Below are 24,161 nucleotides of genomic sequence, written 5' to 3'. Positions count from 1 at the left end.
GCGAGCGGAGCCGGGCAGATCGCGAAGCGATGCCGCGTTCGCCCAGTACCGGTCACGTAGCGAGCCGCCAGGCGAGCGAAGTGGGCCGGGACTGTGAAACACAGCCTAGGCCAGGCGGCGGGCGACCTCGGTGGCCCAGTAGGTGAGGACGATGTCGGCTCCGGCGCGGCGGATCGACACCAGCGACTCCATGATCGTGCGCTCGCGGTCGATCCAGCCCTTCTCCGCGGCGGCCTCGATCATCGCGTACTCGCCGCTCACCTGGTAGGCGACCACCGGGACGTCGACGGCGTCGCGGACGCGCCGCACGATGTCGAGGTAGGCGCCCGCGGGCTTGACCATGACCATGTCGGCGCCCTCGTCGAGGTCGAGGAAGACCTCGCGGAGCGACTCGTCGGCGTTGGCCGGGTCCTGCTGGTGGGTGGCCCGGTCGCCGAACCGCGGGGCGCACTCGGCGGCTTCGCGGAACGGGCCGTAGTACGCGGAGGCGTACTTCACCGAGTACCCCATGATCGCGATGTCGGAGTGGCCGGCGCCGTCCAGGGCCTCGCGGATCGCGCCGACCTGGCCGTCCATCATCCCGGACGGGCCGACGACCGCCGCGCCCGCCTCGGCCTGGGCCAGGGCGATCGAGGCGTACCGCTCCAGCGTGGCGTCGTTGTCGATCTCGCCCGACGCGGTGAGGATGCCGCAGTGCCCGTGGTCGGTGTACTCGTCCAGGCACAGGTCGGTCATGACCACGATCGCGTCGCCGAGGTCGGACCTCAGGTCGCGCAGCGCCTGCTGGACGATGCCGTCCGGGTCGTCGGCGGCGGACCCCGCACCGTCCTTCTCGGCCGGAATGCCGAACAGGATGAGGCCGCCGACGCCGGCCTCGGCCGCCTCGTGGGCGGCCTTGCGCAGGCTGTCGCGGGTGTGCTGGAACACGCCCGGCATGGACGCGACCGGCTGCGCCTCGGAGATGCCCTCCTTGACGAACACGGGCAGCACCAGGTCCGCGGGGCTGAGCCGGGTCTCGGCGACGAGCCGGCGCATCGCGGGCGTGCGCCGCAACCGCCGCGGGCGTGCGACGGGGAACTGTGCAGACATGATCCCTCTGTGTCTCTGCTTGCCGGGTCTACTTCCGGCGCCGGGCGCCCCGGCGCATCTGGCTGGGCTTGCGGAGCGGGTCGCCCGCCTCGATCTGGGCCGCCCTCCGCTTGGCACCGTACTCCGCGAGCGCCTCCGCGAGGGCCGACACCGACGGCTTCTCGGCCATGACGTCGACGCGCAGCCCGTACTCCTCGGCCGTCTTGGCGGTCTGCGGCCCGATCACGGCGATCACCGTGACGTTGTGCGGCTTGCCCGCGATCCCGATCAGGTTCTTCACCGTGGAGGACGAGGTGAACAGCACGGCGTCGAACCCGCCGCCCTTGATCGCCTCGCGGATCGGCGCGGGCGGCGGCGCGGCCCGGACCGTCCGGTAGGCGGTCACGTCCTCGCACTCCCAGCCGAGCTCGGTGAGCCGGGCGATGAGCACGTCGGTGGCGATGTCGGCGCGCGGGAGCAGCACCCGGTTGATGGGGTCGAGGTCCTCGTCGTAGGGCGGCCACTCCCGGGCCAGGCCCTCTCCGGACTGCTCCCCGGACGGGGTCAGGTCCGGGTGGACGCCGAACTCCACCAGCGCGGCGGCGGTCTGCTCGCCGACGGCGGCGACCTTCAGCCCGGCGAACGCGCGCGCGTCCAGGCCGTAGTCGGTGAACTTCTCCCGGATCGCCTTGACCGCGTTCGTGGAGGTGAACACCACCCACTCGTAGCGGCCCGTGACGAGGCCCTTCACGGCCCGCTCCATCTGCTGGGGCGTGCGCGGCGGCTCGACGGAGATCGTCGGGACCTCGTCCGGGACGGCCCCGTACCCGCGGAGCTGGTCCGACAGCGAGGCGGCCTGCTCCTTGGTGCGCGGCACGAGGACCCGCCAGCCGAACAGCGCCTTGGTCTCGAACCAGGACAGCTTGTCGCGCCAGTTCACGACGTCGCCGACGATGATCAGGGCGGGCGTCTCCATGCCCTTGGTGTCGGGCGCCAGCCTGGCCAGCGTGGAGACGACGGTCTCCTGCTCGGTGGTGGTGCCGAGGCTCGTCATGGCGGCCGGGGTGGAGTCGGGCCGTCCCGCCGCGACCAGGCCCTTGCACACCTCGGCGACCGCGCCCTCGGCGCCGAGAACGACCAGCGTGGCGTCCGGGGCGGCGAACCGCTCCCAGTCGACGCCGCCCTCGGAGGCGTCGACGACGCGGATCTCGCGGTTCGCGGCGTCGGTCAGCGGGATGCCCGCGTACCCGGGCACGGCGGTCACCGAGGACACGCCGGGCACCACCTCGAACGGGACGCCCGCCTTGGCCAGCGCACCGCCCTCGGCGGCGTAGTTGCAGGCCACCCCCGGGTCGCCGCGGAACAGCCGGACGACGCGGCGCCCCGCCTTGGCGGCCCGCGCGGCGAGCTTCACCGGGTCGCCGTCCGCCGTGTCGAGGATCTCGGCGTCCGGACGGCAGTGGGTCAGGATCTCGGCCGGGCAGTGGGCGCGGCTCACCACGACGGTGTCGGCGCGCTCCAGCTCGGCGGCGGCGCGCAGGGTCAGCAGGCCGGGGTCGCCCGGCCCCATCCCGACGATCGCGACCGTCCCCGGCCCGGCCGTCCGGCGCGGCGCGGCCGGAGCCGCGCTCTTCGCGGGCCTGCCGGCCTTCGCGGCCTTCGCGGTCTGGGCGGTCTTGTCTGTGGCGGTCTTGTCTGTGGCGGCCTCGCCGGAGGCGGCCGGGTCGATCGTGCTCTGGTCGGCGGCGGTGCTCTTGTCCGTGGCGCTCTTCGCGGCGGGGCTCACTCGCGTTCCCCCATCAACTGGTCGGCCCCCTGCGCGAGCAGCCGGTCCGCGAGATCGCGTCCGAGCTGCTCCGCGGCGTCCGGGTGGCCGCTTGCGGACAGCCGCACCTGCCTGCTGCCGTCGTACGCCGCGACGGTCGCCGTCAGATGCAGCCTTTCATCTACTTCGGCAGCGTATGTTCCCACGGGCGCGGAGCAGCCCGCCTCCAGCACCGCCAGGACCGTCCGCTCGGCGGTGACGGCGCGCCGGGTCGGGGCGTCGTCGATCGTCCCGAGCAGGGCGCGCAGGTCGTCCCGGTCGGCGCGGCATTCGAGCGCGAGCGAGCCCTGCCCGGGGGCGGGCAGCATCTGGTCGGGGTCGAAGACCTCGCTCACCGCGTCCAGCCGGCCGATCCTCTTCAGGCCCGCGTGCGCCAGCACCACGGCGTCCAGCTCGCCGTCGGTGACCTTGCGCAGTCGCGTGTCGGCGTTGCCGCGGATCGGGACGATCTCCAGGTCCGGGCGGAGCGCGCGCAGCTGCGCGACGCGGCGCGGCGATCCGGTGCCGATCCGGGCGCCGCGCGGCAGGTCGGCGAGCTTGGCGGGGCCGCACAGGGCGTCGCGGGCGTCGTCGCGGGCCGGGGTGGCGGCGAGGGCGATCCCGGGCGTCTCGGACGTCGGCAGGTCCTTCAGCGAGTGCACCGCGAAGTCCACCTCGCCGGACAGCACCTTGTCGCGGAGCGCGTTGACGAACACGCCCGTGCCGCCGATCTGGGCGAGCAGTGCCTTGGAGACGTCACCCTGCGTCGTTACCCCGACAAGCTCCACCGCATGCCCCGTGAGCCGCGACAACGCGTCGGCGACGCCCTGCGACTGGGTCGTCGCCATCAGGCTCTTGCGGGTGCCCAGCCGGAGCGGGCCCCTGCTCCCGGTACTCACGCTTCTTCTCCTTCGTGCGCCGGGACGGCGTCGCGGGCGCTGACCGCCCGCACGCTCGCGGCCTGCGCGTTCACCGTCTCGACGTTCACACCGTCCGGCGGCTCGGACATGGCGTCGGACACCGCCTCTGACAGCGCCTCTGACATGGCCTCCTGCCCCGGCAAGGACGCGGGGCTGACACAGTCGGCATCCGCGCAGTCGGGGTTCGGATCCCAGGCGGCGCCGACCTCGGCGTCGCCCATGTCCGCCCGGGCCACCGCCTCGGGGGCCTTCGGGTCCAGGTCGAACAGCTCGCGCAGCGCGTCGGCGTAGGAGTCGCCACCCGGCGCCGCCGCCAGCTCCTTGACCTTGACGGTCGGCGCGTGGAGCAGCTTGTCCACCACGCGCCGCACGGTCTGCTCGATCTCCTTGCGGGCCCGGACGTCCATCTCCGGCACCCGCCCGGTCAGCCGGGTCAGCTCGGCCTCCACCACCTCGGCCGCCTTGCTGCGCAGCGCGACGACGGTGGGCGCGACCGCGGCGGCGCGGGCGGCGCTGAGGAACGCCTCGACCTCCGTGCACACGATCCGCCGCACGGCCTCGACCGCCTCCGGGCCGATGGCCTGCGCGGCCTCCTGCGCGGTGCGCAGGTCGTCCAGGCCGGCCAGCTCGACGCCCGGCAGGTCCCGGACGGAGCGGTCCACGTCGTGCGGGAGCGCCAGGTCGAGCAGGAAGCGGCGCCGCCCGTCCGCCCCGATCCCGCGGGCCGCGAGCTGCCCGGCGGTGATCACCAGGCCGGCCGCGCCGGTGCACGACACCACGAGGTCGGCCTCGGCGAGGGCCGCGTCCAGCTCCGCCAGCTCGATCGCGCGGGACGGGACGTCCAGCGACTCGGCGAGGCGCGCGGCCCGCGCGGGGGTCCGGTTGGCGACCACGATCTCGCGCGCCCCGGCGCGGCTCAGGGTGGCGGCGGCCAGCGAGCTCATCGAGCCGGCGCCGACCACCAGCGCGCGGACGCCCCCGAGGGGGCCGAGGTGCCGGGCGGCGACGTCCAGGCCCACGCTGACCAGCGACGCGCCGGCCTTGTCGATCCCCGTCTCGTGGTGGGCGCGCTTGCCGACCCGCAGCGACTGCTGCAGGACGTCGTGCAGGTCGCGGCCGAGCGTGCCCTCCTCCTGGGCCAGCCGGAACGCCTGCCGGATCTGCCCGAGGATCTGCCCCTCGCCGACGACCATCGACTCCAGCCCGCACGCCACGGCGAACGCGTGCTGGACGGCCCGCTCCTCGTAGTGGACGTACAGGTGCCGCGACAGGTCGTCCATCGGGACGCCGGAGTGCAGGGCCAGCAGCTCTGAGATCGCCGATACGCCGCCGTGGAACTTGCCGACGACCGCGTAGATCTCGACCCGGTTGCAGGTCGAGACGATGGCGGCCTCCGCGACGTTCGGGGAGGCGTGCACGGCGTGCAACAACTTGACGAGATCGTCACCGGCGACCGCGGCCCGCTCCAGCACCGCCACGGGCGCGCTTCGGTGGCTGAGGCCTACGACCAGAATGCTCATTCGCCGTCTCCAGCATCTTCCGAGTCTCCGCCCACCCGCGCCGTGCGAGCTCCTGGTGAGAAGGGGCCGTCCGCCGCCCCCTGAACCGCTCCGCTCAGACGTGTCGATGAGGGGGCGATCCTCCACGCCCCCCGATTTGTCCCCCTCATGCTTCCACCGTTTCCACGTACTGCGCAGCGCCGGCCGGCGCCTCCGCGGGCGCCAGCGAGGCGAAGCCGTCGGGCCCGCCCGCCTTGCGCTGCTCGTGGAACGCGAGAATCTGCAGCTCGATGGACAGATCGACCTTGCGCACGTCCACCCCGTCGGGCACCGACAGCACCACGGGGGCGAAGTTCAGAACGCTCGTCACGCCGGCGGCGACCACGCGGTCGCACACCCCCTGGGCGGCCCCGGCCGGGGTCGCGATCACGGCGATGGACACCCCGTGCCCGGCGATCATGTCCTCCAGCCGGTCGGTGTGCTCCACCGTCATGCCGGAGATCTCCTGCCCGACGATGGACTCGTCGGCGTCGAGCAGGCCCGCCACGCGGAAGCCGCGGGACGCGAAACCGCCGTAGCCGGCCAGGGCCCGGCCGAGGTTGCCGACGCCGATGATGGCGACGACCCAGTCCTGGGTGAGGCCGAGCTCGCGGGAGATCTGGTAGACGAGGTACTCCACCTCGTAGCCGACGCCGCGGGTGCCGTAGGAGCCGAGGTGGGACAGGTCCTTGCGGAGCTTGGCCGAGTTGACGCCGGCCGCGGCCGCGAGCTCCTCGGAGGAGACGGTCGCGACGTCGCGCTCCTGGAGCCCGGTGAGGGCCCGCAGGTAGACCGGGAGCCGCGCCACGGTGGCTTCGGGGATGCCGCGGCCCGCGCGGTCGCGGTGGCGGTTCTGTCGAGGTGTCACGGCCTGCTCTTCGGCTCGACGGTGTGTCCCCCAGGTTAAGCCCTTGTGAATACGCGCACAAAGTCGCCCCCCGGTTCGGCGGACGGCGCGCGCACCGGACGGCGCCCCGGAAAGGGCGGCCATCAGGGCCTTTTCAGCATACGGGCGAAGTGCTACGAAGCGGACGGGTGTGACCGACCAGACATGCCCTGGCAGGCGGCCGGACCGGCGCGGGCGGCCGCGGCGGAGGGCTAGCGCAGGTCCGCGATCGCCGCGCGCAGGCGGGCCTCGTCGACGCGCCAGAAGTCGTGCTGGACGCCGTTGATCAGCGTGACGGGGATCTGCTCCCAGTACTGCTCGGTGTCCTGCTCGGACCGCGTGATGTCGCGCTCCTCCCACGGCACGTCCAGGTCGCGGGCGACGCGCTCGATGACCGCGCGGGCGTCCTCGCACAGGTGGCAGCCGGGCTTGCCGAGCAGGGTGATCATGATGTCGCGCGCCATGTCACCTCCCGGGGAACTCCGGCGCCGGGAGCGGCACCTTGGCGGGGCCGAGCTTCAGCTCGATCACGTTCGTGGCGATCACGTGGGTGCGCGACTCGCCCAGGAAGCGCTGCAGGTGCGGCTGGCGGCGGTGCGCGGCGAACGCGGCCTGGTCCCGGAACAGCTGGTAGAAGATCCGCTGCGTGGGGCCGCCGACCACCTCGTGGCAGGCGAAGACCAGCGTCTCGGGCTCGGTCGCCAGCGCGGCCTTCACCAGGTCGGCGGCGAGCCGGTCGAAGGCGTCCTCGCGCCCGTCCAGCAGCGTGTAGACGGTGATCTGGCCGCACGCGTTCGCCAGGTCGCCGCCGAGCGCGCCCGGCTTGGCGAGCCCGGCGAGCGGGGACCGGTCGAGCGGGGACCGGTCGAGCGGACCGGCGAGCGGACCGGCGAGCGGGCCGTCCACCGTCGTGGGCCCGGCGGGGTCGCCGTGCGCCGGGTAGGCGGGCTGCTCCGGGATGCTGGTGTTCTCGGGGTAGCGCAGTTCTTCGGAGGCCGGCTCGGGGAAGCGCAGTTCGCGCCGGGGGTCGGGCGGCGGGGTCGGCGCCGGGACGGGCTCGGCCTTGGCCCCCTTGGCCGCCTTGCTGTAGCCCTGCTCCTCGTACCCGGTCGCGGGCTCGTCCCCGTACTCGTCGTAGCCCTCGGCGTCCTCGTCGTACACGGGGATCGTGCGCATCGCGCCGTACCAGACGAGCCCGGCGGCGGCGCCGAGCGCGATCACCGCGAGCGGCGCGGGCAGGAACCCGCGGGTGCCGCTGACCACCAGGACGCCCGCGAGGGCGACCAGCGCCACCGGGATGAGCAGTTCGGCGGCCTCCTGGTCGCGCTTGCTGGCCAGCCAGGCGGTCACCCCGGTGCACCCGGCCAGCGCGAGCACGGCGACGACGTGCGAGCCGTCGATCAGCAGCAGCGGCAGCGCGTCGTAGGTGGCGCTCGGCTTCGGCAGGCTCTTGCCGAGCGAGCCCTTGAGCGGGTCCAGGATCAGGATCACGATCGCGACGACCGTGTAGGAGATCGTGAAGAGCCAGGCGCCGAACCGGACCTGCACGTACCGCGCGATCAGTTCGATCATGCCGAGCGCGAGCCACACCGGGCCGACCAGCGCGGCGCCGAGTTCCATGACGCGAAAGAACGCGCCGTTGAACCCCATCATGAAGCCGAGGCTCATGGACAGCAGCGCGAGCGTGAGCCCGACCTGCGTGAACGACCAGGCGATCAGATAGAGCAGCCGGTCCTTGTAGGCGCGCTGAACCAGCAACCCGGTGGCCGCCAGGGCACCAAGGGTCGCCAGCAACGCGAGAAGAGCATCGACCATCGCGCACCCATGGTGCCCGATCCGGGGGGTTGACGGGTAACCGCGGCCAAGGAACGCACCATTGCCTCGCGTACCTTTCGGTATCTAGAGTGGCACTTCACGCCGGAGGTCGCGTAAGCCCCGAGGAGAACTGCATGAGCAGCTTGACCCTCGATGCCGGGGTCATCCCGCTTCCTCGCCATTCCCGCGGCCCTCTCGCGCGTCCGGCCGGCCGGGCCGGGGACCGTGCCTCCGACCGCGCCGCCGACCAGGCCGCCGAGCGGGCCGAGATGCTCAAGGCCCTGGTCCTGCGGGCGCGGGACGGCGACGCCGAGGCGTTCGGCTCCCTCTACGACCACTACGTCGAGCTCGTCTACCGGTACGTCTACTACCGCGTCGGGACGCACGCGCTCACCGAGGACCTCACCAGCGAGACCTTCCTGCGTGCCCTGCGCCGCATATGCGACTTCCACTGGCAGGGCAAGGACTTCGGGGCCTGGCTGGTGACGATCGCCCGCAACCTGGTCGCCGACCACTTCAAGTCCGGCCGCTACCGGCTGGAGGTCTGCACCGCCGAGCTGGTCGAGCCGGACCGCCCGCAGGAGGGGCCGGAGCGGGCCGTCCTGGACGCGATGACCAACCGGACCCTGCTTCGGGCCGTCCAGCGGCTGAACTCCGAACAGCAGGAGTGCGTCGTGCTGCGCTTCCTGCACGGGCTGTCGGTCGCCGAGACCGCGCTGATCATGGACAAGAAGCCCGGCGCGATCAAGGCGCTGCAGTATCGCGCGGTCCGCTCGCTGGCCCGTATGCTCCCGGACGACCTGCGCGGCTGACCGATCCGCCGGACCACCGACCTGCCGGAACCCCGGACCGCCGTACCGGCGGGCGGTGCTTCCGGCCCGTTAGATAGTTTATTAATGAACTTTCGGGCCGTAACCCGGCCCACCTTCCGATCGTTCAAGCGGACAGGAGCGTTCGCGCCACGAGTCCGCAAGGGAGCGGCCAGTGAGAGCCCGGTGTTGACGAGGCGGGAAAAGATCGCAGAGCAGGGGAACGCGCTGGCCCGGCTGCGGGAGAGCGCCGCGGGACCGGACCCGCGGTTCCGCGCCGTGCTGCGCGAGCGGTTGATGGAGGCCGCGAGCGACAGGAGTGAGGACTGTCGCAATCACGGCCGCGGGGACGGCCGCGGGGAGGCGGTTGACTAGGCTTCGCCTCATGCGGCGATTCTGGCAGCCCGGTTTCTGGGGACGCGGCAGGGACGAGGACCACAAGAGCGCGGGTCAGGTGGCCGCCGCCGCGGCGGCCGAGTTCGCCCCGCTCCCCGCTCCCGACCCCGCCGCGGCGGCGTTCTTCGACGTCGACAACACGATGATGCGCGGCGCGTCCATCTACTACTTCGCGCGCGGCCTCGCCGCCCGCAAGCTGTTCACCATGCGCGACCTCGCCATGTTCGCCTGGGGGCAGGCCGCCTTCCGGCTGCGCGGCAGCGAGAACTCCGAGCACATCGGCAGCGCCAAGGAGGCCGCGCTCACGTTCGTCGCCGGGCAGAAGGTCAGCGGGATCGTCAAGCTGAGCGAGGAGATCTACGACGAGGTGATGGCCGACCGCATCTGGCACGGCACCCGCACCCTCGCCCTCCAGCACCTCGACTCCGGGCAGCAGGTGTGGCTCGTCACCGCCACGCCCGTCGAGGTCGCCCGGACGATCGCGCACCGGCTCGGCCTCACCGGCGCGCTCGGCACGGTCGCCGAGACCCGCGAGGGCGTCTACACCGGCAGGCTCGTCGGGAACCTGCTGCACGGGCCGGCGAAGGCGGAGGCCGTGCGGGCCCTGGCGCAGCGCGAGGGGCTCGACCTCGCGCGCTGCTCCGCCTACAGCGACTCGATCAACGACCTGCCGATGCTGACCGCCGTCGGCCACCCGCACGCCGTGAACCCCGACGCCGAGCTGCGCGCCCACGCCCGGGACCACGGCTGGCCCATCCACGACTTCCGCACGGGCCGCAAGGTCACGATGGTCGCGCTGCCCGCCGCCGCGGGCGCCGGGGCCCTCGCGGGCGGCGTCGCGGCGGGCATCGCGCTGCGCCGCCACTACCGGACGAACTGACCGACGCCCTCCGGTCCGCCGGCCGGCGGACGCGACCCATCGCGTCCGCCGCGCACGCCCTACTCTGTCCCCGTGTCCGTGGAGCTGAGGTTGCTGTCCGGGGTCGCCTGCCGCGGGCGGGACGTCACCAGCCCGCGCCTGCGCGGCCTGCTCGCGCTCCTCGCGGGCGAGCCGCGGGCGGGCGTCTCCGTCGTCCGGCTGGTGGAGGGACTCTGGCCCGGGGAGCGCCCGGAGAACCCGGCCAAGGCGCTCCAGGTGGTCGTGTCCCGGGCAAGGTCGCAGCTGGGCGCGGACGTCGTCGCGAGCATGCCGACCGGGTACCGCATCGGCCTGGACGAGTCCGCGGTCGACGCCTCCGCGGTGGTCCTCGCCGCCTCCGCGAGCGCGCGCCGCTCCCGTGAGGGCGACCACGCGGGCGCGCTCCGCGACGCCGAGGCGGGACTGGCGCTCTGGGACGGACCGCCCGAACCGGACGGTGCGGACGACCCGGTGTCCGCCCTGCGCTCGGCACGGATCCCGACCTACTGGACGCTGACGCGGGCCCGCGCGCTGGCCCTCGCGCGGCTCGGCCGGCACGCGGAGGGCTTCGAGGCGCTCGCCCGCGCCGCCGGGGAGTACCCGCGCGACGAGGAGGTGCTCGCGGAGCTGCTGCGGTGCGAGGCCGCGACGGCCGGGCCGCCGGCGGCGCTGGCACGGTACGAGTCCTACCGGCGCTCCCTGCGCGACGAGCTGGGCACCGATCCGGGAGGCGCGCTCCAGCGCGTCCAGCAGGAGCTGCTCCAGGACGAGGCGCCCGCCGTGCGGCGCGGCGTGGCGCACGAGCCGAACCCGCTGCTCGGCCGGGCCGGGGATCTCGCCGCCGTCCTGGACCTGCTGCGCGCGTCCCGCGTCACCTCGATCGTCGGTGCGGGCGGGCTGGGCAAGACGCGGCTGGCGAACACCGTCGCGCGGGAGGCGCCGCAGCGGGCGGTGCACTACGTCCCCCTCGCCGGCGTCGCCCGGGACGAGGACGTGGCGGGCGAGGTCGCGTCCGTCCTCGGGGTCGGCGAGTCGCCGCGGGTCCGCGGGCGCGCCGGCGGGCCCGCCGACCTCGTCTCGGCGATCGCCGAGGTGCTCGGGCCCGGCTCCGGCCTGCTCGTCCTGGACAACTGCGAGCACGTCGTCGAGGGCGCCGCCGGCCTCGCCGGCGCGCTGGTGTCGATGACCCGGGACCTGCGGATCCTGACCACGAGCCGCGCGCCGCTCGGGCTGTCGTCGGAGTCGGTGTACCCGCTGCCCGCGCTGGACCCGCCGACGTCGGCGGAGCTGTTCCGGCAGCGGGCGCACGCGGCGCGTCCCGGCGCGGGCCTGCCCTCCGGTGCGGTGGAGGAGCTGTGCCGCCACCTGGACGGGCTGCCGCTAGCGATCGAGCTGGCGGCGGCGCGCGTCCGCGTCATGTCCGTGGCCGAGATCGCCCGCGGTCTGGACGACCGGTTCGCCCTGCTGCGCGGCCACGCCCGCGACGCGCCGTCCCGGCACCGGACCATGCACGCGGTCGTGGACTGGAGCTGGAACCTGCTCTCCCCGTCCGGCCGGGCCGCCATGCGGTCACTGTCGATCTTCCCCGCAGGTTTCACCGCGGACGCGGCACGGCACGTGCTCGGCGGCGGCGTCCTGGGCAGCGGGGCGCTGGAGATCCTGGAGGACCTCGTCGGCCAGTCCCTCCTGGAACCCGTGGAAGGCGGCCCCGAGACCCGCTTCCGGATGCTGGAGAGCGTCCGCGAGTTCAGCGCGGCCCACCGGGAGGCCGCAGGCGAGACGGACCCCGCGGTCGGCGGCATGCTCGCCTGGGCGCGGGAGTTCGGCGCGGCGCACCACGAGGCGCTGTTCGGCGCCGAGCCGTTCGGGCCCGTGGAACGCGTGCGGGTCGAGCAGGACAACCTCCAGCAGGCCCTCCGCCACGGCCTGGCCCGCCGGGACGGCGCGGCCGTCGCGGCGGTGACCGCCGCCCTCGGCGGGGTGTGGACGCTGGAGGCGGCCTACAGCCGGCTGCTCGTCCTTGCCGAGGAGACCGCCGGGCTCCTCAGCCGCCACCGTCCCGGCCCCGGGGACGTCGAGATCACGCGGACGGCGCTGACCGTGAGCGTGCTCGCCACGAGCCTGTTCAAGGGACCGCAGGCGACCCGCACGCTCGTCGCGCTGCGCCGCCTCCCGCCCCCGCCGCCGGACGGTCTCATCCCCGCGATCGCGACGGTGCTGGCCGCCCTGCCGGAGATCCTCGCCCCCGGTGGCTCCGCCCTGGACGAGATGTGCGCCCGGGACGAGCCGCTCGTCGCCGCCATCGCGAACTGCGCCGCTGGCTACCTGCGCGAGCGCGACGGCGACGTGGCGGGGGCGCTCGCGGCGACCGAGGCGATGATCGGGATGTCCGGCGCGCCGGACATCCCGTGGTGCCGCCTGCTCGCCCACTCGCGCCTCAGCGAACTGCTGATGCAGCTCGACCAGGCCGAGCGGGCCCTGCACCACCTGCGGATATCGCTGGAGCTGCTGGAGCGGTACAGGTGGCCCGACATGTTCGGGCTGATGTGGGCGCTCGCGTCGGGCCACATGGCGGTCGGCGAGTACGACGAGGCCGAGCGGCGGCTCGACCAGTCGCTGGTCGACGGGCCTGACGAGTCCTTCGGCACGGCCGCCTTCAACCTCGGAGCGCGCGCGGAGATCGCCCTCGGCCGCGGTGACGTCGACACCGGCCTGCGCCTCTGGCGGGAGGCGGTGGCGCGGCTCGCCACCGAGGACGGCCCGATGCCGCTCACCGGCCTCGATCCGTGGACGGTGGAGGCCCACTGCGTCACCGTCGTCGCGCACGCCCGGCACGGGCGCACGGCGCTCGTCGAGGACATCGTCGCCGGGCTCCCCGCCAAGCTGGCGGCGCTGGTCGACGGCCCGCCGTTCCCGATGCCCTCCTTCTACATGGACCTGCCCGTCGGCGGCGGGCTGCTGCTCGCGCTCGCCATGGTCGACCTCGCCGATCCCGGCGCCGCGCCGGACGTGCGGGCACGGGCGGCCCGGGCCATCGCGCTGGCGCAGCGCCTCCACCACGTCCGGTCGTTCCGGCCGACCATGTCCACGGCGGCGATCACCCGCGCCGCCGAGGACGCCGACGGGCCGGCGTACTCCGACGCGGTGTCGGAGTACGCCGGCCTGGGCCGGGAGGAGCTGCGGGCCGCCGCCGCGGGGCTCGCGCGCGAGTTCGGACAGGGCTAGCGGGGCGCCTTCCGGTCGAACAGCAGCTTGGAGAACGCGTAGCCGACGACGGCGAGGCCGACGCACCAGGCGACGGACACGGCCGCGTCCCGGCCGCTCGGCGTCCCGGCCAGCAGCCCCCGCAGCGTCTCGATCATCGGGGTGAACGGCTGGTACTGCGCGAACCACCGCACCCCGGCCGGCATCGACTCCGGCGGCACGATCGTGCTGCCGACGAACGGCAGGAACTGGATGATCATCGGCGTGTTGCTCGCGCCCTCCGGGTTCTTGGCCAGCAGCCCGAGCATGACCGCGAGCCAGGTCAGCGCGAACGTGAGCAGCACCAGCAGGCCGCCGGCCGCGAGCCAGTCCAGCGCGCCGCCGCTCGTCCGGAAGCCCATCGCGACCGCGACGGCGACGACCGCGGCGGTGCTCAGCAGCGTCTGGATCATGCTGCCCGCGACGTGCCCGGTGAGCAGCGACGACCGTGAGATCGACATCGTCCGGAACCGGTCGACGATGCCCTCGGTCATGTCCACGCAGACCGACACCGCCGTCGCCATGCAGCCGGACGCGACCGCCATCAGGATGATCCCCGGTGCGACGTACTGGATGTAGTCGCCCTTGGCCGCGCCGCCGACGCCGTCGCCGAGCGCGTTGCCGAACACGCCGACGAACAGCAGCATGATCATGATCGGCATCATCATCCCGGCCATCGTCAGCGACGGGTAGCGCAGCGCGTGCCGCAGGTTGCGGCGCAGCATCGTCGCGGAGTCGGCCGCCGCATGCGTGAGCGTGGTCATCGCGAGGTCACCTTCTCGTGGGTCGTGCCGGACTCGCCGGGCTTGGCGGTGAGGGCGAGGAAGACGTCGTCCAGATCGGGGGTGTGCAGCGACAGCTCGGCGACCTCGACCGACGCCGCCTCCAGCCGTCCGAGCAGCGTCCGCAGGGAGGCGACGCCGCCGTCCCCGGGCACCTGGAGGGCGAGCGCGTCGTCGTCCCGCGTCACCGAGCCGAGCGTGCGCGCCGCCGCGTCGAGCGCCGCCAGGTCGGCGAACCGCAGCCGGACGTGCCCGCCCGGGACGAGCCGCTTCAACTCGTCCGGGGCGCCCTCGGCGACCAGCCGGCCGCCGTCCAGCACCGCGATCCGGTCGGCGAGCCGGTCGGCCTCCTCCAGGTACTGCGTCGTCAGGAAGATGGTCACACCGTCCCTGACCAGGCCCCGGATGATCTCCCACATGGTCCGGCGGCTGCGCGGGTCGAGCCCGGTCGTCGGCTCGTCCAGAAAGATGATCTGCGGGCCGCCGATCAGCGTCATCGCGATGTCGAGCCGCCGCCGCATCCCGCCCGAGTAGTCGGCGGCCTTCTTGCCCGCCGCCTCCACCAGGTCGAACCGCTCCAGCATCGCGTCGGCGGCCCGGCGCCCGGCGGCCTTGCCGAGCCGGTGCAGGTCCGCCATGAGGATCAGGTTCTCCCGCCCGGTCAGCAGCCCGTCCACCGCCGAGTACTGCCCGGTCACGCCGATCGTCCGGCGCACCCCGTCGGGGTCCGCGCGCAGGTCCCGCCCAGCGACGCTGATCTCGCCGCCGTCCGCGCGGATCAGCGTGGACAGGATGCGCACCGCCGTCGTCTTCCCCGCCCCGTTGGGCCCGAGCAGCGAGAAGACGGTGCCGCGCGACACCTCGAAGTCGATCCCGTCCAGGACGGTCTTGTCCCCGAACGCCTTGCGCAGGCCGACCACCTTGATGGCCGTCTGCCGTGCCTCGATGTTCATGCCCCGAAGCGTGCGCGCCCCCGCCTTCAGCCCGCTTTCACACCGGCTTCAACCAGCCCGCGCGCCTGAAAGTCACCAGGTCAGGGGCAGTGTGTCCAGGCCCAGGACGAGGCTTGCGTGCTCCACGGGCGCGGCGCCGGGGGCGATGCGGTAGTCCGGTATGCGGGCGTGCCATTCGCGCAGCGCGATCTGGAGTTCGAGCCGGGCCAGGTGCGCGCCGAGGCAGCGGTGCGGCCCCGCGCCGAAGGCCAAGTGGCGGGCCGGCGGGCGGTCGATGTCGACGGTGGAGGCGGCGGGGACGGCCCGTGGGTCGCGGTTCGCCATGGCGGTCGGGAGCATCACCATCTCTCCCGCCTTCATCGGGCAGCCGCGCAGCTCGACGTCGCGGGTGAGTTTGCGGGCGGGCAGGACGGGCGCGTAGACGCGGAGGAACTCCTCGATCGCGTCCGGGATGACGTCGGGGTCGGAGGCGATGCGGGCTCGGTCGGCGTCCTGCCTCGCCAGGTGCCAGAACGTGTAGGAGAGCTGGGCGGCGACGGTGTCGAGGCCGGCCAGGAAGAGCAGGATGAACAGCTGGAGCAGCTCGTCGTCGGTGACGGGCCGCCCGTCGACGGCGAACCTGGTCGCGGCGCTGACCAGGTCTTCGCGCGGACGGGCGCGGCGGTCCCGGACGAGTTCGGTGAGGCAGTCCGTCAGCGCCGCCATGGCCTCGGCCCGCCCGCCGGTGGAGGGCTGCGAGTGCAGGATGGCGCGCTCCCACGCGAGGAACTCCTCCAGCCTCTCGGTGGGCAGGCCGACCAGCTCCAGGAAAATGGCGGTGGGGTACAGGCGGGCGAATTCGGCGACGAAGTCGCACGAGCCGCGGGAGGCGAAACCGTCGATCAGGGCGGCGCAGTGCCGGGTGATCCGGTCCTGGAGCACGGCGGCGGCCACGGGGGTGAAGAACGGCCGGAGCAACCGCCGCCACGTCGTGTGCAGCGGCGGGTCGAGCATGACCGGGATCCACTGGTGCGCCGGGTCGGGGTCGATGACGGCGATCGCGCGGCTGGAGAACGTCTCCGGGTCCTGGAAGGCGGCGAGGATGTCGTCGTACCGCGTCAGCACCCAGAAGCCAGGCCCCGCGGTGCTGCGGAACGCCGGATGCGTCTCGCGTAACTCGTCCATCCGCTCATGGGCCGTCCCGGCGGGCCGCGGTCCGGCGAACGGATCGAAGCCCACCTGCGGTCCGCCTGCCTCGCTGCGTTCCGTCCCGTCCTCCACGCGGCCTCCCCGCACAGGGTGTGTTCCGTTGGCCAGGATGACACGAGCCGTCGGGGACGTCCCGCCCTCAGGCGGGGGGCAGCTCGGCGGTCCGGGGCCTCGACGCCGGACGGGCGAGCGTGGTGGTGAGGAGGAGCGCCAGGAGCGCGGCCGTCAGGAGGAGGGTCCCCGGGATGCCCACGGCGGGGGCGGCGAAGGTCGCGAGGAGGACCAGGACGGCCGCGGCGACGAGTGACCCCGGATACGCGTTCATGCGCCGCATCGGAGTGTGCAGCACCCACAGCATGACCAGGACGACGGCGACCGGCACGGTGACGGAGCCGGCCACCAGCAGCGTCCCCGCCTCGATGTGGCGGCCGGAGGAGGCCACCGCCGTCTCCAGGCCGGCGCCGATGGCGGCGAGCGCGGCGAACACGAAGTAGTGGCCGTACCCCCAGAGGAAGGACCGGTCGCGGCGGCGCTCAAGGCCCTCGCCCGCCGGCTCGGAGAAGTAGATCCACCAGAGCGCGAACAGGATGGCGAGCCCGGCGAGGGCGATCGTGACGAGGGCGCCGCCGATCCCGTGCTCCACGGCGTCCTGCACCGCGTTCGTGGAGGCGAGCACGCTCTCCCCCAGCAGGATGATCGTGAACAGCCCGTACCGTTCGGCGATGTGGTGCGGATGCCAGGTCGTCATGCCGGGCCGCTCCGCGATCGGCGGGACGGCCAGGTCGAGCGCCGCGCAGACGAAGAACACCCACATCGGGCCCTGGTCCGGCAGGGCGAGCCGCGCCACCCAGAACACCTGGACGACCGACAGCCCGATCGCGTACCGCAGGGCCGTGGCGCGGCCCTCGGGATGCGCGGCGGCCGCCCGCAGCCAGAGGGCGACCAGGCCGACGCGCATGACGAGGTAGCCGATCGTCACGGTGGTGAAGTCGCCGTCGAACGCGTCGGGCACCCCGGCCGCGAGGATGAGGACGCCCGCCATCTGCACGAACGTCATGAGCCGGTACGCGACGTCGTCGGTGTCGTAGGCGGAGGCGAACCACGTGAAGTTCATCCACGCCCACCAGATCGCGAAGAACGTCATGAGGAACGGCGCGAGCGAGTCCTCCACGTGGCCGCCCTCGATGGCGTGGGCGAGCCGCCCGGCGACCTGGGACACCGCGGCGACGAACGTCAGGTCGAACAGCAGCTCCAGGGGGCTGGAGACGCGGTGGGGTTCACCCAGGTCGCGAGCGACCATGGGGGTGCGGAGCGGCGCCATGGCGCACACTCTAGGGCCGTTCCCGGCCGGTCAGAGGAAGGCGGGGCCCCGGCGCAGCAGCGTCTCGTAGAGCATGTGCTGGACGTTCTCGCGCACGTGGTCGGTGATCTCGAAGACCGTCATGGGGTCGTCGGCGGCGTCCGCGTCGTAGCCGTCCAGCGTCATCGGCTCGCCGAACCGGATCACCCACTTGGACGGGAGCGGGACGAGCCCGGCGGGGCCGAGCAGCGGGAACGTCGGCGTGACCGGGAAGTAGGGGAGGCCGAGGAGGCGGGCCAGCGGGCGCAGCTCGGCGATCTTGGGGTAGATCTCCTCGGCGCCGACGATGGCGCACGGCACGATCGGCACGCCGGCGCGCAGCGCGGTGCCGACGAAACCGCCGCGGCCGAAGCGCTGCAGCTTGTAGCGCTCGGAGAAGGGCTTGCCGACGCCCTTGAAGCCCTCGGGGAAGACGCCGACCAGCTCGCCCTTGCCGAGCAGCCGGGCGGCGTCGGCCTGGCAGGCGAGCGTGTGGCCGGCCTTGCGCGACAGATGCCCGAGCAGGGGGATCTGGTAGACGAGGTCGGCGCCGAGCAGGCGGACCTGCCGGTCGGCGTGGTCGTGCAGGGCGACCGACAGCATGAGCGCGTCGAGCGGGATCGTGCCGGAGTGGTTGGCGACGAGGAGGGCGCCGCCCTCGGGGATGTTCTCCAGGCCGTCGAGTTCGACGCGGAACCAGTGCTCGTAGAGGGCGCGGGCCAGCGGAAGGAGGACGGTGGAGTTGAACTCGGGGTCGAAGCCGAACTCGTCGACCTCGTACTCGCCCGTCAGCCGGCGCCGCAGGAACGCCAGTCCGGAGGCCAGGGTCCGTTCGAACTGGCCGCGCTCGCCCGGACGGCCGTCGCCGGGCGCGTCGTCGCCCGGAGGGTCCTCGCGGACCGCGGCGAGCCGGATGACCTGCGCGCCCTCATCGTCCCCGGGGTGCGCGTCGTTCATCATCTCGGCTCTCCTCTCAGGCGGGTCCAAACGGCTCAGGCCCGTCCCAGCAGGGACGCCAGGCCGCCGCGGACGAAGCCCCGGGCGGCGGCGAAGTCGGCGAAGGCGGCCTCGGAGCTGTACTTCGGGTGCCACGCCAGCTCGCGTTCCAGCGCGGTGGTGTCGAGGACCCGGCCGTAGGTCAGCCAGCGCAGCAGCTCCGGCGAGAACCCCGACAGGCCCGCGAAGCGGCGCCCCATGTCGCCGAGGACCGAGATGGACGGCGACGGGACGGGCAGGTAGGGCCGCCCGGCGCGCCGCAGGGCCTGCGACAGCAGCAGCACGCCGTCCCCGGCGACGTTGTAGCAGCCGGGGTGGTCCTCGACCGTCATGCGGCGCAGCACCTCGACGCCGTCGTCCTCGTGGACGAACTGCAACCGCGGGTCGAACCCGAGCACGGTCGGGACGACCGGCAGGCGCAGGTACCGGGTGAGGGGCGAGTCGACGCCCGGGCCGAGGAAGTTCGCGAACCGCAGCACCGACACGGCCAGGTCGGAGCGCCGCCGCATCAGCCCGCGGACGTACCCCTCGACCTCGACGGCGTCCTTGGCGTAGCCGGACCTGGGCGCCTCGACGGGCTCGTCCCGCTCGGAGAACACGGCCGGGTCCATCGGGGAGGAGCCGTACACGGCCGCCGACGACCGAACGACCAGCTTGCGCATGTCGGGCGAGCGCTGGCAGGCCGCGAGCAGCTGCATAGTCCCGATGACGTTCAGCTCCTTGACCTTCGCCCGCGGAACCGAGGAGGACGTCACCAGGTTGAGGTGCACCACCGTGTCCACCGCCGCCGACGCGATGATCTTCGCGATGCCGGGCGTGCGGATGTCGACCCGGACGAACTCGGTGCGGCCGAGCGACGCGTCCGGCGGCACCGTGTCCACCCCGATGACACGCTCGATGCCCGGGTCGGCTTGCAGGGTGTTCGCGACCCGCGCCCCCAGGAAACGGGAGACGCCCGTGACGAGGACGACACGGGCCGCGGCGGCGGGCATGGACGACACTGGGCCCTACCCCTTCACGGCTGGACGGCCGGTGTGGTCGCTACTTCTTGTTGCGGCGCTGGATGCGCGTCTTCTTCAGAAGCTTGCGGTGCTTCTTCTTGGCCATCCTCTTGCGGCGCTTCTTGATGACAGAGCCCACGGAACCTCGCTCGGAGTCTCGGGTGATGTGCAGGAGACGGGCGTGCCGCTGGAGAGCGAGTCTCGGCAAGCGCGCACGGTCCGAGGCCCCAGGGTACCGCTGCGTGGGTGGAGATCATGCCGCGGCCTGCCCCGCGGCCCGGGGACGACCGGCACGGACGGCGGCCGGCACCGCGCGTCGCACGGCGCCGGGCACCGTCCCTTCCGGGCGGGCGTGGCCTGCGGCCATCGCCCGTCCGTCCGGTGTCCGGACCGTTCTGCCGGTCCTCGTCCTGCTTCCCCAGCTTCGGGACGGCCCCTCGGGACCTTCCCGACGCCCCCTGCACGGCCGGGTACTGAGTTCGCGGCGGGGTCATGCCCCGCCCCTACCCGTTATCCGGCTTCGATGTACGCGTCGCGCAGGTAATCGTGGACGGCCTGCTCGGGAACCCGGAACGAGCGGCCCACGCGGATCGCGGGCAGTTCGCCCGAGTGGACGAGGCGGTAGACGGTCATCTTGGACACCCGCATCACCGCCGCCACTTCGGCGACGGTCAGGAACCTGACCTCGCTCAGAGGTCGCTCGCCTGAGGTCATCGGACGCCCTCTTCCACACGTGCCGCGCACCGGCCCTTCGGGTGACTTTGATCACGCACGTGTACTTCCTCCAGCGTAAATCGCGTACCGGCAGTCGCAAGAGGGGAGTTCCGCACATTTCCGTATCCGACCTGACCGTGGGGATACAGTGCTGATTCCCTACGGAGGGTGGACGCGACGGTACCGCGCGTGTCCTGACGAACATTTGTTAACCAGAACCCCGAGATGACCGGCGGTTCCGCTGCGCCAGACGCCTCTCCGCACGCTCATGCGCCTCGTTACGGCAGCCCTGTCACAGGGCGTGACAGGCGAGAAGCCGCCACCCAGGAGTCCCCCCGGAGTAAGCCTCCGGACGGGCGGCCCGGCGGCCCGGTCAGCCGGCCGGCCGCAGGCCCGCGCGATCGAGGATGTACGCGGTCAGGGGCGCGTAGTGGTGCGCGGAGACGCCGTCGTCGAGCGGGACGACCACGTCGATCTTGCCCTCGGCGGCCCCGGCGAACAGCGCCGGGTCGTTACAGTCCGCGAACCCCACGGTGTCGATGCCCGCCTGCCCTGCGGCTCCGGCCCACCCGTGGTCGGCGATGGCCAGATCCGGCCAGATATCTGGTTTAGCTTCCGAATTTTCGCCGGACCCGCTAGCGGCGAGCTCCCTGAGCATGGCCTCCATCGGATGCGGGTCGTGCGTGTGGTGCGTGCGGAGATCGTCGCCCTCCAGCATCGCGACGCCCGGCGCGGCGTAGACGATGCGGCGCAGTTCCGAGGCGCCGTACCCGGCGTCGACCTCGTAGGTCCAGCCGGCCGCGGGCGTCAGCACCCGGCAGCCCGCCTCCCGCAGCGCCCCCGCGACCGCCTGGTACAGCGGCGTCAGCGTGGACGGATGCCCGGTCGCGAGGACCACGCGCTCCCGGCGCCGCGCCGCGAGGCCGATGCGCTCCCCCATCGCCTCCAGCGTGTCGAGCGTGATCTCGGGATCGATGGTGTCGTCCCCGTACAGATGCATCGGATCGGGGTCGACGCCGCACCGCTCGACCATCATCTCCAGCACCGACCGCTCCGACCACGACGGCTTCAGATCCAGGCCGAACTGGTAGTACGGGTCGCCGCCCGCCATCCGCCGGAAGTGCAGCAGGTTGTTCTGCCGCGGCGTGGCCACGTCGCCGGCGATCATCGTCCGCACGAGGTGGGCGCGCAGCTCGTCCCTGGTGGGCACGGGGCCTCCGGACGCGGGGGTCGTCTGGTTCATGGGCGGCGGGTCTCCGGGGCCTTCACTCGTCGGTCATCGGGTCGAGGCCGTGCTCGGGGAACACCGCGCGGCGCGTCGCCAGCACCGCCTGGTCCACGGGGCTGCCCGGGTCGTAGCCGTCCCCCCACCTGCTGACCTCCACCGTCTCCGTCCCGTCCGTCATGCGGCGCGGGGCGATCTCCTCGGTCCGCTGCCGGACGAACTCGCGCCAGTCGTCCGGGGTGGCCGTCCCCGGCGGGACGGGGCCGCCCGCCGCCTCGGCGAGCAGGTGCGTCCACGCGCGCGGAACGACCTGGACCAGCTCGTATCCGCCGCCGCCGGTGAGGACCCACCGGCCGCCCGCGGTCTCGTGCGCCAGCCGGTGCAGCATCGCGTACGCCGTCCGCTGGCCGTCCACGCTGAGGATCAGGTGGGCGAGCGGGTCGAGCGCGTGGCCGTCGGCGCCCTGCTGGGTGACGAGGACGTCCGGGCGGAACCGGCGCAGCAGCGGCGGGACGATCGCCTCGAACGCGCGCAGCCACGGCCGGTCGCCGGTGCCGGGCGGCAGCGAGATGTTGACCGAGGTGCCGTCCGCGCCGGTCTCGTCCGGGAAGCCGGTGCCGGGGAACAGCGTCCGCGGGGACTCGTGCAGGCTGATCGTCAGCACGCGCGGATCGTCGTAGAAGGCCGCCTGGACGCCGTCGCCATGGTGGACGTCGATGTCGACGTAGGCGACGCGCTCGGCGCCGTTCTCCAGGAGCCACGCGATCGCGACGGCCGGGTCGTTGTAGACGCAGAACCCGCTGGCGGCGTCGCTCAGCGCGTGGTGCAGGCCGCCGGAGATGTTCGCGGCGTGCTCGGCGCGGCCCGTCCACACCGCCTCGGCGGCGGCCACCGACGCGCCCGTGACCAGGGCGGACGCATCGTGCATGCCGAGGAAGACCGGGTTGTCGGGGGTACCGAGGCCGTGCCCGAGCTCGGGCAGCCCGGTGGCGCCGGAGTGCTTGACCGCCGCGATGTAGGACTCCTCGTGGACGAGCCGGAGCAGCTTGTCGTCGGCGGCCTCGAACGCCGAGACCCGCACGTTCGGGCGGTCCAGGACGCCGAGCCCGCGGGCGAGCGCCATCGTCAGCTCGACCCGCACGGGGTTCATGGGGTGGCCGGGACCGAAGTCGTAGGAGATGAGCCGCTCGTCCCAGAAGATCTCCAGTTCGCAGTTCTCGGGACCGGCGGACTGGGACGAATCGGGACTGCTCATGACCTCACGGTATCGCGCAGGGCACGTGACCCGGCCCACAGCTCCCGGCCCGCGGACGCGGCGGGGCACCCGCCCGGAGGCCGCCGCCCGCAACACACTTGTGACGTGAGTTACATGCCGGAAACGGGCATACATCCACCAGGCAGATATCTCCTACGGGGGGTGCAAATTGGACGGCGACCCCAGCGTTCGCAGCCGAGCGATCAGCAACGCGCTCCGTCTGGGCGTCCGTCCGTTCCTGCACTACCTCCCCGGCCACGCGACCAGCATCCGCACCGCGCGCTCGACGGTGGACGCCGCGTCCCTGCTGCTGCGGCACAGCCCCCACGTGCGGGTCGAGTCGCTGAACGACCCGGCGCCCGGGGGCGACGGCGGCCTCCCGGTCAGGGGCGAGTGGATCGTTCCGCGCGACGCGGTCGAGGAGAACGCCCCCGGCGCCGTCCTCTACCTGCACGGCGGCGGCTACGTCTTCTGCTCGCCGCGCACCCACCGCCCCATCACCTCGCGGCTCGCGCTCGACACGGGCCTGCCCATCCTCGCCCCGCGATACCGGCTCGCGCCCGAGCACCCGTTCCCGGCCCCGCTGGAGGACGCCGTCGCCGCCTACCGCTGGCTGCTCGATCGGGGCGTTCCGGCGTCCGGCATCGTCCTCGCGGGCGACTCGGCGGGCGGGCACCTGTCCGCCGCGCTGACCGGCGAACTGTGCCGCCAGGGCCTGCCGGGCCCGGCCGGGCTCATGCTGTTCTCCCCGTGGGTCGACCTGACCTGCGAGCTGTCCATGGACGCGCAGAGCCGAGCCCGCGACCCCTACATCAGCGCGTCCTCGGCGCGCCGGATCGCCCGCCTCGTCGTGGGGCCGACCGGGTTCGAGGACCCGCGGCTGGCCCTGCTCACGTGCGCCTGGAACGACATGCCGCCCGTCCTCATCCAGGTGGGCGGCGCCGAGGTGCTGCGCACCGAGGCCGAGGCGTTCGCCGACGCCCTGCGCCGCACCGGGGCCCACTGCGACCTGCAGATCTGGAAGGGGCAGATGCACGTCTTCCAGATCCTGAACCGCGTGCTCCCGGAGGCGAACGCCGCCATGCGCGACGCCGCCCGCTTCGTCCGGACCGTGACGGGCGGGACGGGCAAGCACCCCAGGGCGAGGAAGCGCTCCAAGGCCGCCTAGTCCCGGCGATCCGGCCGTTTCTCCAGGAGCCCGGCCAGAAGTGCGGCCGCGTGGTCGGCCATGAACCGCGGGACCCGCGCCTTGAGCAACGCCCTGTGCAGGGCGGACGCCGGGAACGGCATGCCGGTCGGACACTCGCGCCGTTCTTCCATCCGGGGCCCCC

Annotated in this window: 22 protein-coding genes; 4 read left to right on the top strand and 18 right to left on the bottom strand. The window is 73.4% G+C overall.

Annotated elements, in window-relative coordinates; translation table 11 throughout:
- Positions 1-105: 105 nt before the first annotated feature.
- The 7 genes from hemB to AB0C84_RS40055 all read right to left on the bottom strand — a co-directional run bounded on the left by hemB (position 106) and on the right by AB0C84_RS40055 (position 8,031).
- Complete coding sequence (hemB, locus tag AB0C84_RS40085) at positions 106-1,089, bottom strand: porphobilinogen synthase (RefSeq protein ID WP_179845802.1); 984 nt, start codon at positions 1,087-1,089, stop codon at positions 106-108.
- A 28-nt stretch (positions 1,090-1,117) separates the two neighbouring features.
- Positions 1,118-2,647 (bottom strand): bifunctional uroporphyrinogen-III C-methyltransferase/uroporphyrinogen-III synthase, encoded by a 1,530-nt coding sequence (locus AB0C84_RS40080; protein ID WP_258944602.1) that lies wholly within the window; start codon positions 2,645-2,647, stop codon positions 1,118-1,120.
- Positions 2,648-2,850: 203 nt separating this feature from the next.
- Positions 2,851-3,771, bottom strand: coding sequence for a hydroxymethylbilane synthase (hemC, locus tag AB0C84_RS40075; protein ID WP_179845801.1), 921 nt, complete (start codon positions 3,769-3,771; stop codon positions 2,851-2,853).
- The gene (locus tag AB0C84_RS40070) at positions 3,768-5,312 is read right to left on the bottom strand and encodes a glutamyl-tRNA reductase (protein WP_361076525.1); all 1,545 of its coding nucleotides are present in this window, start codon (positions 5,310-5,312) and stop codon (positions 3,768-3,770) included. The genes hemC and AB0C84_RS40070 overlap by 4 nt, the downstream gene beginning before the upstream one ends.
- Positions 5,313-5,457: 145 nt before the next feature.
- Positions 5,458-6,198, bottom strand: a complete 741-nt coding sequence (locus tag AB0C84_RS40065; protein ID WP_361076522.1) for a redox-sensing transcriptional repressor Rex — start codon at positions 6,196-6,198, stop codon at positions 5,458-5,460.
- A 230-nt stretch (positions 6,199-6,428) separates the two neighbouring features.
- Positions 6,429-6,680: a glutaredoxin family protein gene (locus AB0C84_RS40060; protein WP_258944570.1), complete on the bottom strand. Its 252-nt coding sequence runs from the start codon at positions 6,678-6,680 to the stop codon at positions 6,429-6,431.
- A gap of 1 nt (position 6,681) precedes the next feature.
- Positions 6,682-8,031, bottom strand: coding sequence for an antibiotic biosynthesis monooxygenase (locus tag AB0C84_RS40055; RefSeq protein WP_361076518.1), 1,350 nt, complete (start codon positions 8,029-8,031; stop codon positions 6,682-6,684).
- Positions 8,032-8,165: 134 nt separating this feature from the next.
- Between AB0C84_RS40055 and AB0C84_RS40050 the strand changes: the two genes are divergently transcribed.
- The 3 genes from AB0C84_RS40050 (at position 8,166) to AB0C84_RS40040 (ending at position 13,359) form a co-directional block, all read left to right on the top strand.
- Entirely contained in the window at positions 8,166-8,843 is a 678-nt protein-coding gene (locus tag AB0C84_RS40050) for a sigma-70 family RNA polymerase sigma factor (protein ID WP_179845797.1), read from the top strand.
- Positions 8,844-9,225: 382 nt separating this feature from the next.
- Entirely contained in the window at positions 9,226-10,116 is an 891-nt protein-coding gene (locus AB0C84_RS40045; RefSeq protein ID WP_179845796.1) for an HAD-IB family hydrolase, read from the top strand.
- 72 nt (positions 10,117-10,188) lie between these two features.
- Complete coding sequence (locus tag AB0C84_RS40040; RefSeq protein WP_361076514.1) at positions 10,189-13,359, top strand: BTAD domain-containing putative transcriptional regulator; 3,171 nt, start codon at positions 10,189-10,191, stop codon at positions 13,357-13,359.
- Here AB0C84_RS40040 and AB0C84_RS40035 read toward each other — a convergent pair.
- The 10 genes from AB0C84_RS40035 to AB0C84_RS39990 form a co-directional block, all read right to left on the bottom strand.
- A complete protein-coding gene (locus AB0C84_RS40035; protein WP_361076511.1) occupies positions 13,356-14,141 on the bottom strand; it encodes an ABC transporter permease in 786 nt (261 codons plus the stop codon). The two genes, AB0C84_RS40040 and AB0C84_RS40035, sit on opposite strands and share 4 nt — an antisense overlap.
- On the bottom strand, positions 14,138-15,112 hold the full coding sequence (locus AB0C84_RS40030; RefSeq protein WP_361076509.1) for an ATP-binding cassette domain-containing protein: 975 nt from the start codon (positions 15,110-15,112) through the stop codon (positions 14,138-14,140). Before AB0C84_RS40030 ends, AB0C84_RS40035 begins: the two co-directional genes overlap by 4 nt.
- A gap of 72 nt (positions 15,113-15,184) precedes the next feature.
- Positions 15,185-16,372, bottom strand: coding sequence for a cytochrome P450 (locus AB0C84_RS40025; RefSeq protein ID WP_361076506.1), 1,188 nt, complete (start codon positions 16,370-16,372; stop codon positions 15,185-15,187).
- Between the two features lie 67 nt (positions 16,373-16,439).
- Positions 16,440-17,621 (bottom strand): low temperature requirement protein A, encoded by a 1,182-nt coding sequence (locus tag AB0C84_RS40020; protein WP_361076503.1) that lies wholly within the window; start codon positions 17,619-17,621, stop codon positions 16,440-16,442.
- Positions 17,622-17,651: 30 nt separating this feature from the next.
- Positions 17,652-18,599 carry a lysophospholipid acyltransferase family protein gene (locus AB0C84_RS40015; RefSeq protein ID WP_258944577.1) on the bottom strand — a complete coding sequence of 316 codons (948 nt, stop codon included), beginning with the start codon at positions 18,597-18,599 and terminating at the stop codon, positions 17,652-17,654.
- Positions 18,600-18,631: 32 nt separating this feature from the next.
- Positions 18,632-19,627, bottom strand: coding sequence for an NAD-dependent epimerase/dehydratase family protein (locus tag AB0C84_RS40010; RefSeq protein WP_361076528.1), 996 nt, complete (start codon positions 19,625-19,627; stop codon positions 18,632-18,634).
- 49 nt (positions 19,628-19,676) lie between these two features.
- Positions 19,677-19,775 carry an AURKAIP1/COX24 domain-containing protein gene (locus AB0C84_RS40005; RefSeq protein ID WP_018654693.1) on the bottom strand — a complete coding sequence of 33 codons (99 nt, stop codon included), beginning with the start codon at positions 19,773-19,775 and terminating at the stop codon, positions 19,677-19,679.
- 371 nt (positions 19,776-20,146) lie between these two features.
- Positions 20,147-20,350, bottom strand: coding sequence for a helix-turn-helix domain-containing protein (locus AB0C84_RS40000; protein ID WP_021591693.1), 204 nt, complete (start codon positions 20,348-20,350; stop codon positions 20,147-20,149).
- A 373-nt stretch (positions 20,351-20,723) separates the two neighbouring features.
- Complete coding sequence (locus AB0C84_RS39995; RefSeq protein WP_361076500.1) at positions 20,724-21,593, bottom strand: phosphatase; 870 nt, start codon at positions 21,591-21,593, stop codon at positions 20,724-20,726.
- A 22-nt stretch (positions 21,594-21,615) separates the two neighbouring features.
- Positions 21,616-22,830 carry an acetoin utilization protein AcuC gene (locus tag AB0C84_RS39990; RefSeq protein WP_258944579.1) on the bottom strand — a complete coding sequence of 405 codons (1,215 nt, stop codon included), beginning with the start codon at positions 22,828-22,830 and terminating at the stop codon, positions 21,616-21,618.
- 169 nt (positions 22,831-22,999) lie between these two features.
- Here AB0C84_RS39990 and AB0C84_RS39985 point away from each other — a divergent pair, with 169 nt between their 5' ends.
- A complete protein-coding gene (locus AB0C84_RS39985; RefSeq protein WP_361076496.1) occupies positions 23,000-23,998 on the top strand; it encodes an alpha/beta hydrolase in 999 nt (332 codons plus the stop codon).
- Here the strand turns inward: AB0C84_RS39985 and AB0C84_RS39980 are convergent.
- Positions 23,995-24,150, bottom strand: a complete 156-nt coding sequence (locus tag AB0C84_RS39980) for a hypothetical protein (protein WP_361076493.1) — start codon at positions 24,148-24,150, stop codon at positions 23,995-23,997. The genes AB0C84_RS39985 and AB0C84_RS39980 overlap by 4 nt on opposite strands.
- Positions 24,151-24,161 lie beyond the last annotated feature (11 nt).

Origin of the sequence: Actinomadura sp. NPDC048955, from assembly GCF_040649435.1 — a bacterium.
GTDB classification, from domain to species: domain Bacteria; phylum Actinomycetota; class Actinomycetes; order Streptosporangiales; family Streptosporangiaceae; genus Spirillospora; species Spirillospora luteofluorescens.
Note: the sequence above shows the minus strand (reverse complement) of the source record. Positions and strands in the feature narration are given on the sequence as shown.

Coding starts and splice junctions, on each gene's coding strand:
- hemB (WP_179845802.1), bottom strand. CDS start 1,089: ATGTCTGCACAGTTCCCCGTCGCACGCCCGCGGCGGTTGCGGCGCACG.
- AB0C84_RS40070 (WP_361076525.1), bottom strand. CDS start 5,312: ATGAGCATTCTGGTCGTAGGCCTCAGCCACCGAAGCGCGCCCGTGGCG.
- AB0C84_RS40060 (WP_258944570.1), bottom strand. CDS start 6,680: ATGGCGCGCGACATCATGATCACCCTGCTCGGCAAGCCCGGCTGCCAC.
- AB0C84_RS40055 (WP_361076518.1), bottom strand. CDS start 8,031: ATGGTCGATGCTCTTCTCGCGTTGCTGGCGACCCTTGGTGCCCTGGCG.
- AB0C84_RS40050 (WP_179845797.1), top strand. CDS start 8,166: ATGAGCAGCTTGACCCTCGATGCCGGGGTCATCCCGCTTCCTCGCCAT.
- AB0C84_RS40045 (WP_179845796.1), top strand. CDS start 9,226: ATGCGGCGATTCTGGCAGCCCGGTTTCTGGGGACGCGGCAGGGACGAG.
- AB0C84_RS40035 (WP_361076511.1), bottom strand. CDS start 14,141: ATGACCACGCTCACGCATGCGGCGGCCGACTCCGCGACGATGCTGCGC.
- AB0C84_RS40030 (WP_361076509.1), bottom strand. CDS start 15,112: ATGAACATCGAGGCACGGCAGACGGCCATCAAGGTGGTCGGCCTGCGC.
- AB0C84_RS40020 (WP_361076503.1), bottom strand. CDS start 17,621: ATGGCGCCGCTCCGCACCCCCATGGTCGCTCGCGACCTGGGTGAACCC.
- AB0C84_RS40015 (WP_258944577.1), bottom strand. CDS start 18,599: ATGATGAACGACGCGCACCCCGGGGACGATGAGGGCGCGCAGGTCATC.
- AB0C84_RS40010 (WP_361076528.1), bottom strand. CDS start 19,627: ATGCCCGCCGCCGCGGCCCGTGTCGTCCTCGTCACGGGCGTCTCCCGT.
- AB0C84_RS40000 (WP_021591693.1), bottom strand. CDS start 20,350: ATGACCTCAGGCGAGCGACCTCTGAGCGAGGTCAGGTTCCTGACCGTC.
- AB0C84_RS39995 (WP_361076500.1), bottom strand. CDS start 21,593: ATGAACCAGACGACCCCCGCGTCCGGAGGCCCCGTGCCCACCAGGGAC.
- AB0C84_RS39990 (WP_258944579.1), bottom strand. CDS start 22,830: ATGAGCAGTCCCGATTCGTCCCAGTCCGCCGGTCCCGAGAACTGCGAA.
- AB0C84_RS39980 (WP_361076493.1), bottom strand. CDS start 24,150: ATGGAAGAACGGCGCGAGTGTCCGACCGGCATGCCGTTCCCGGCGTCC.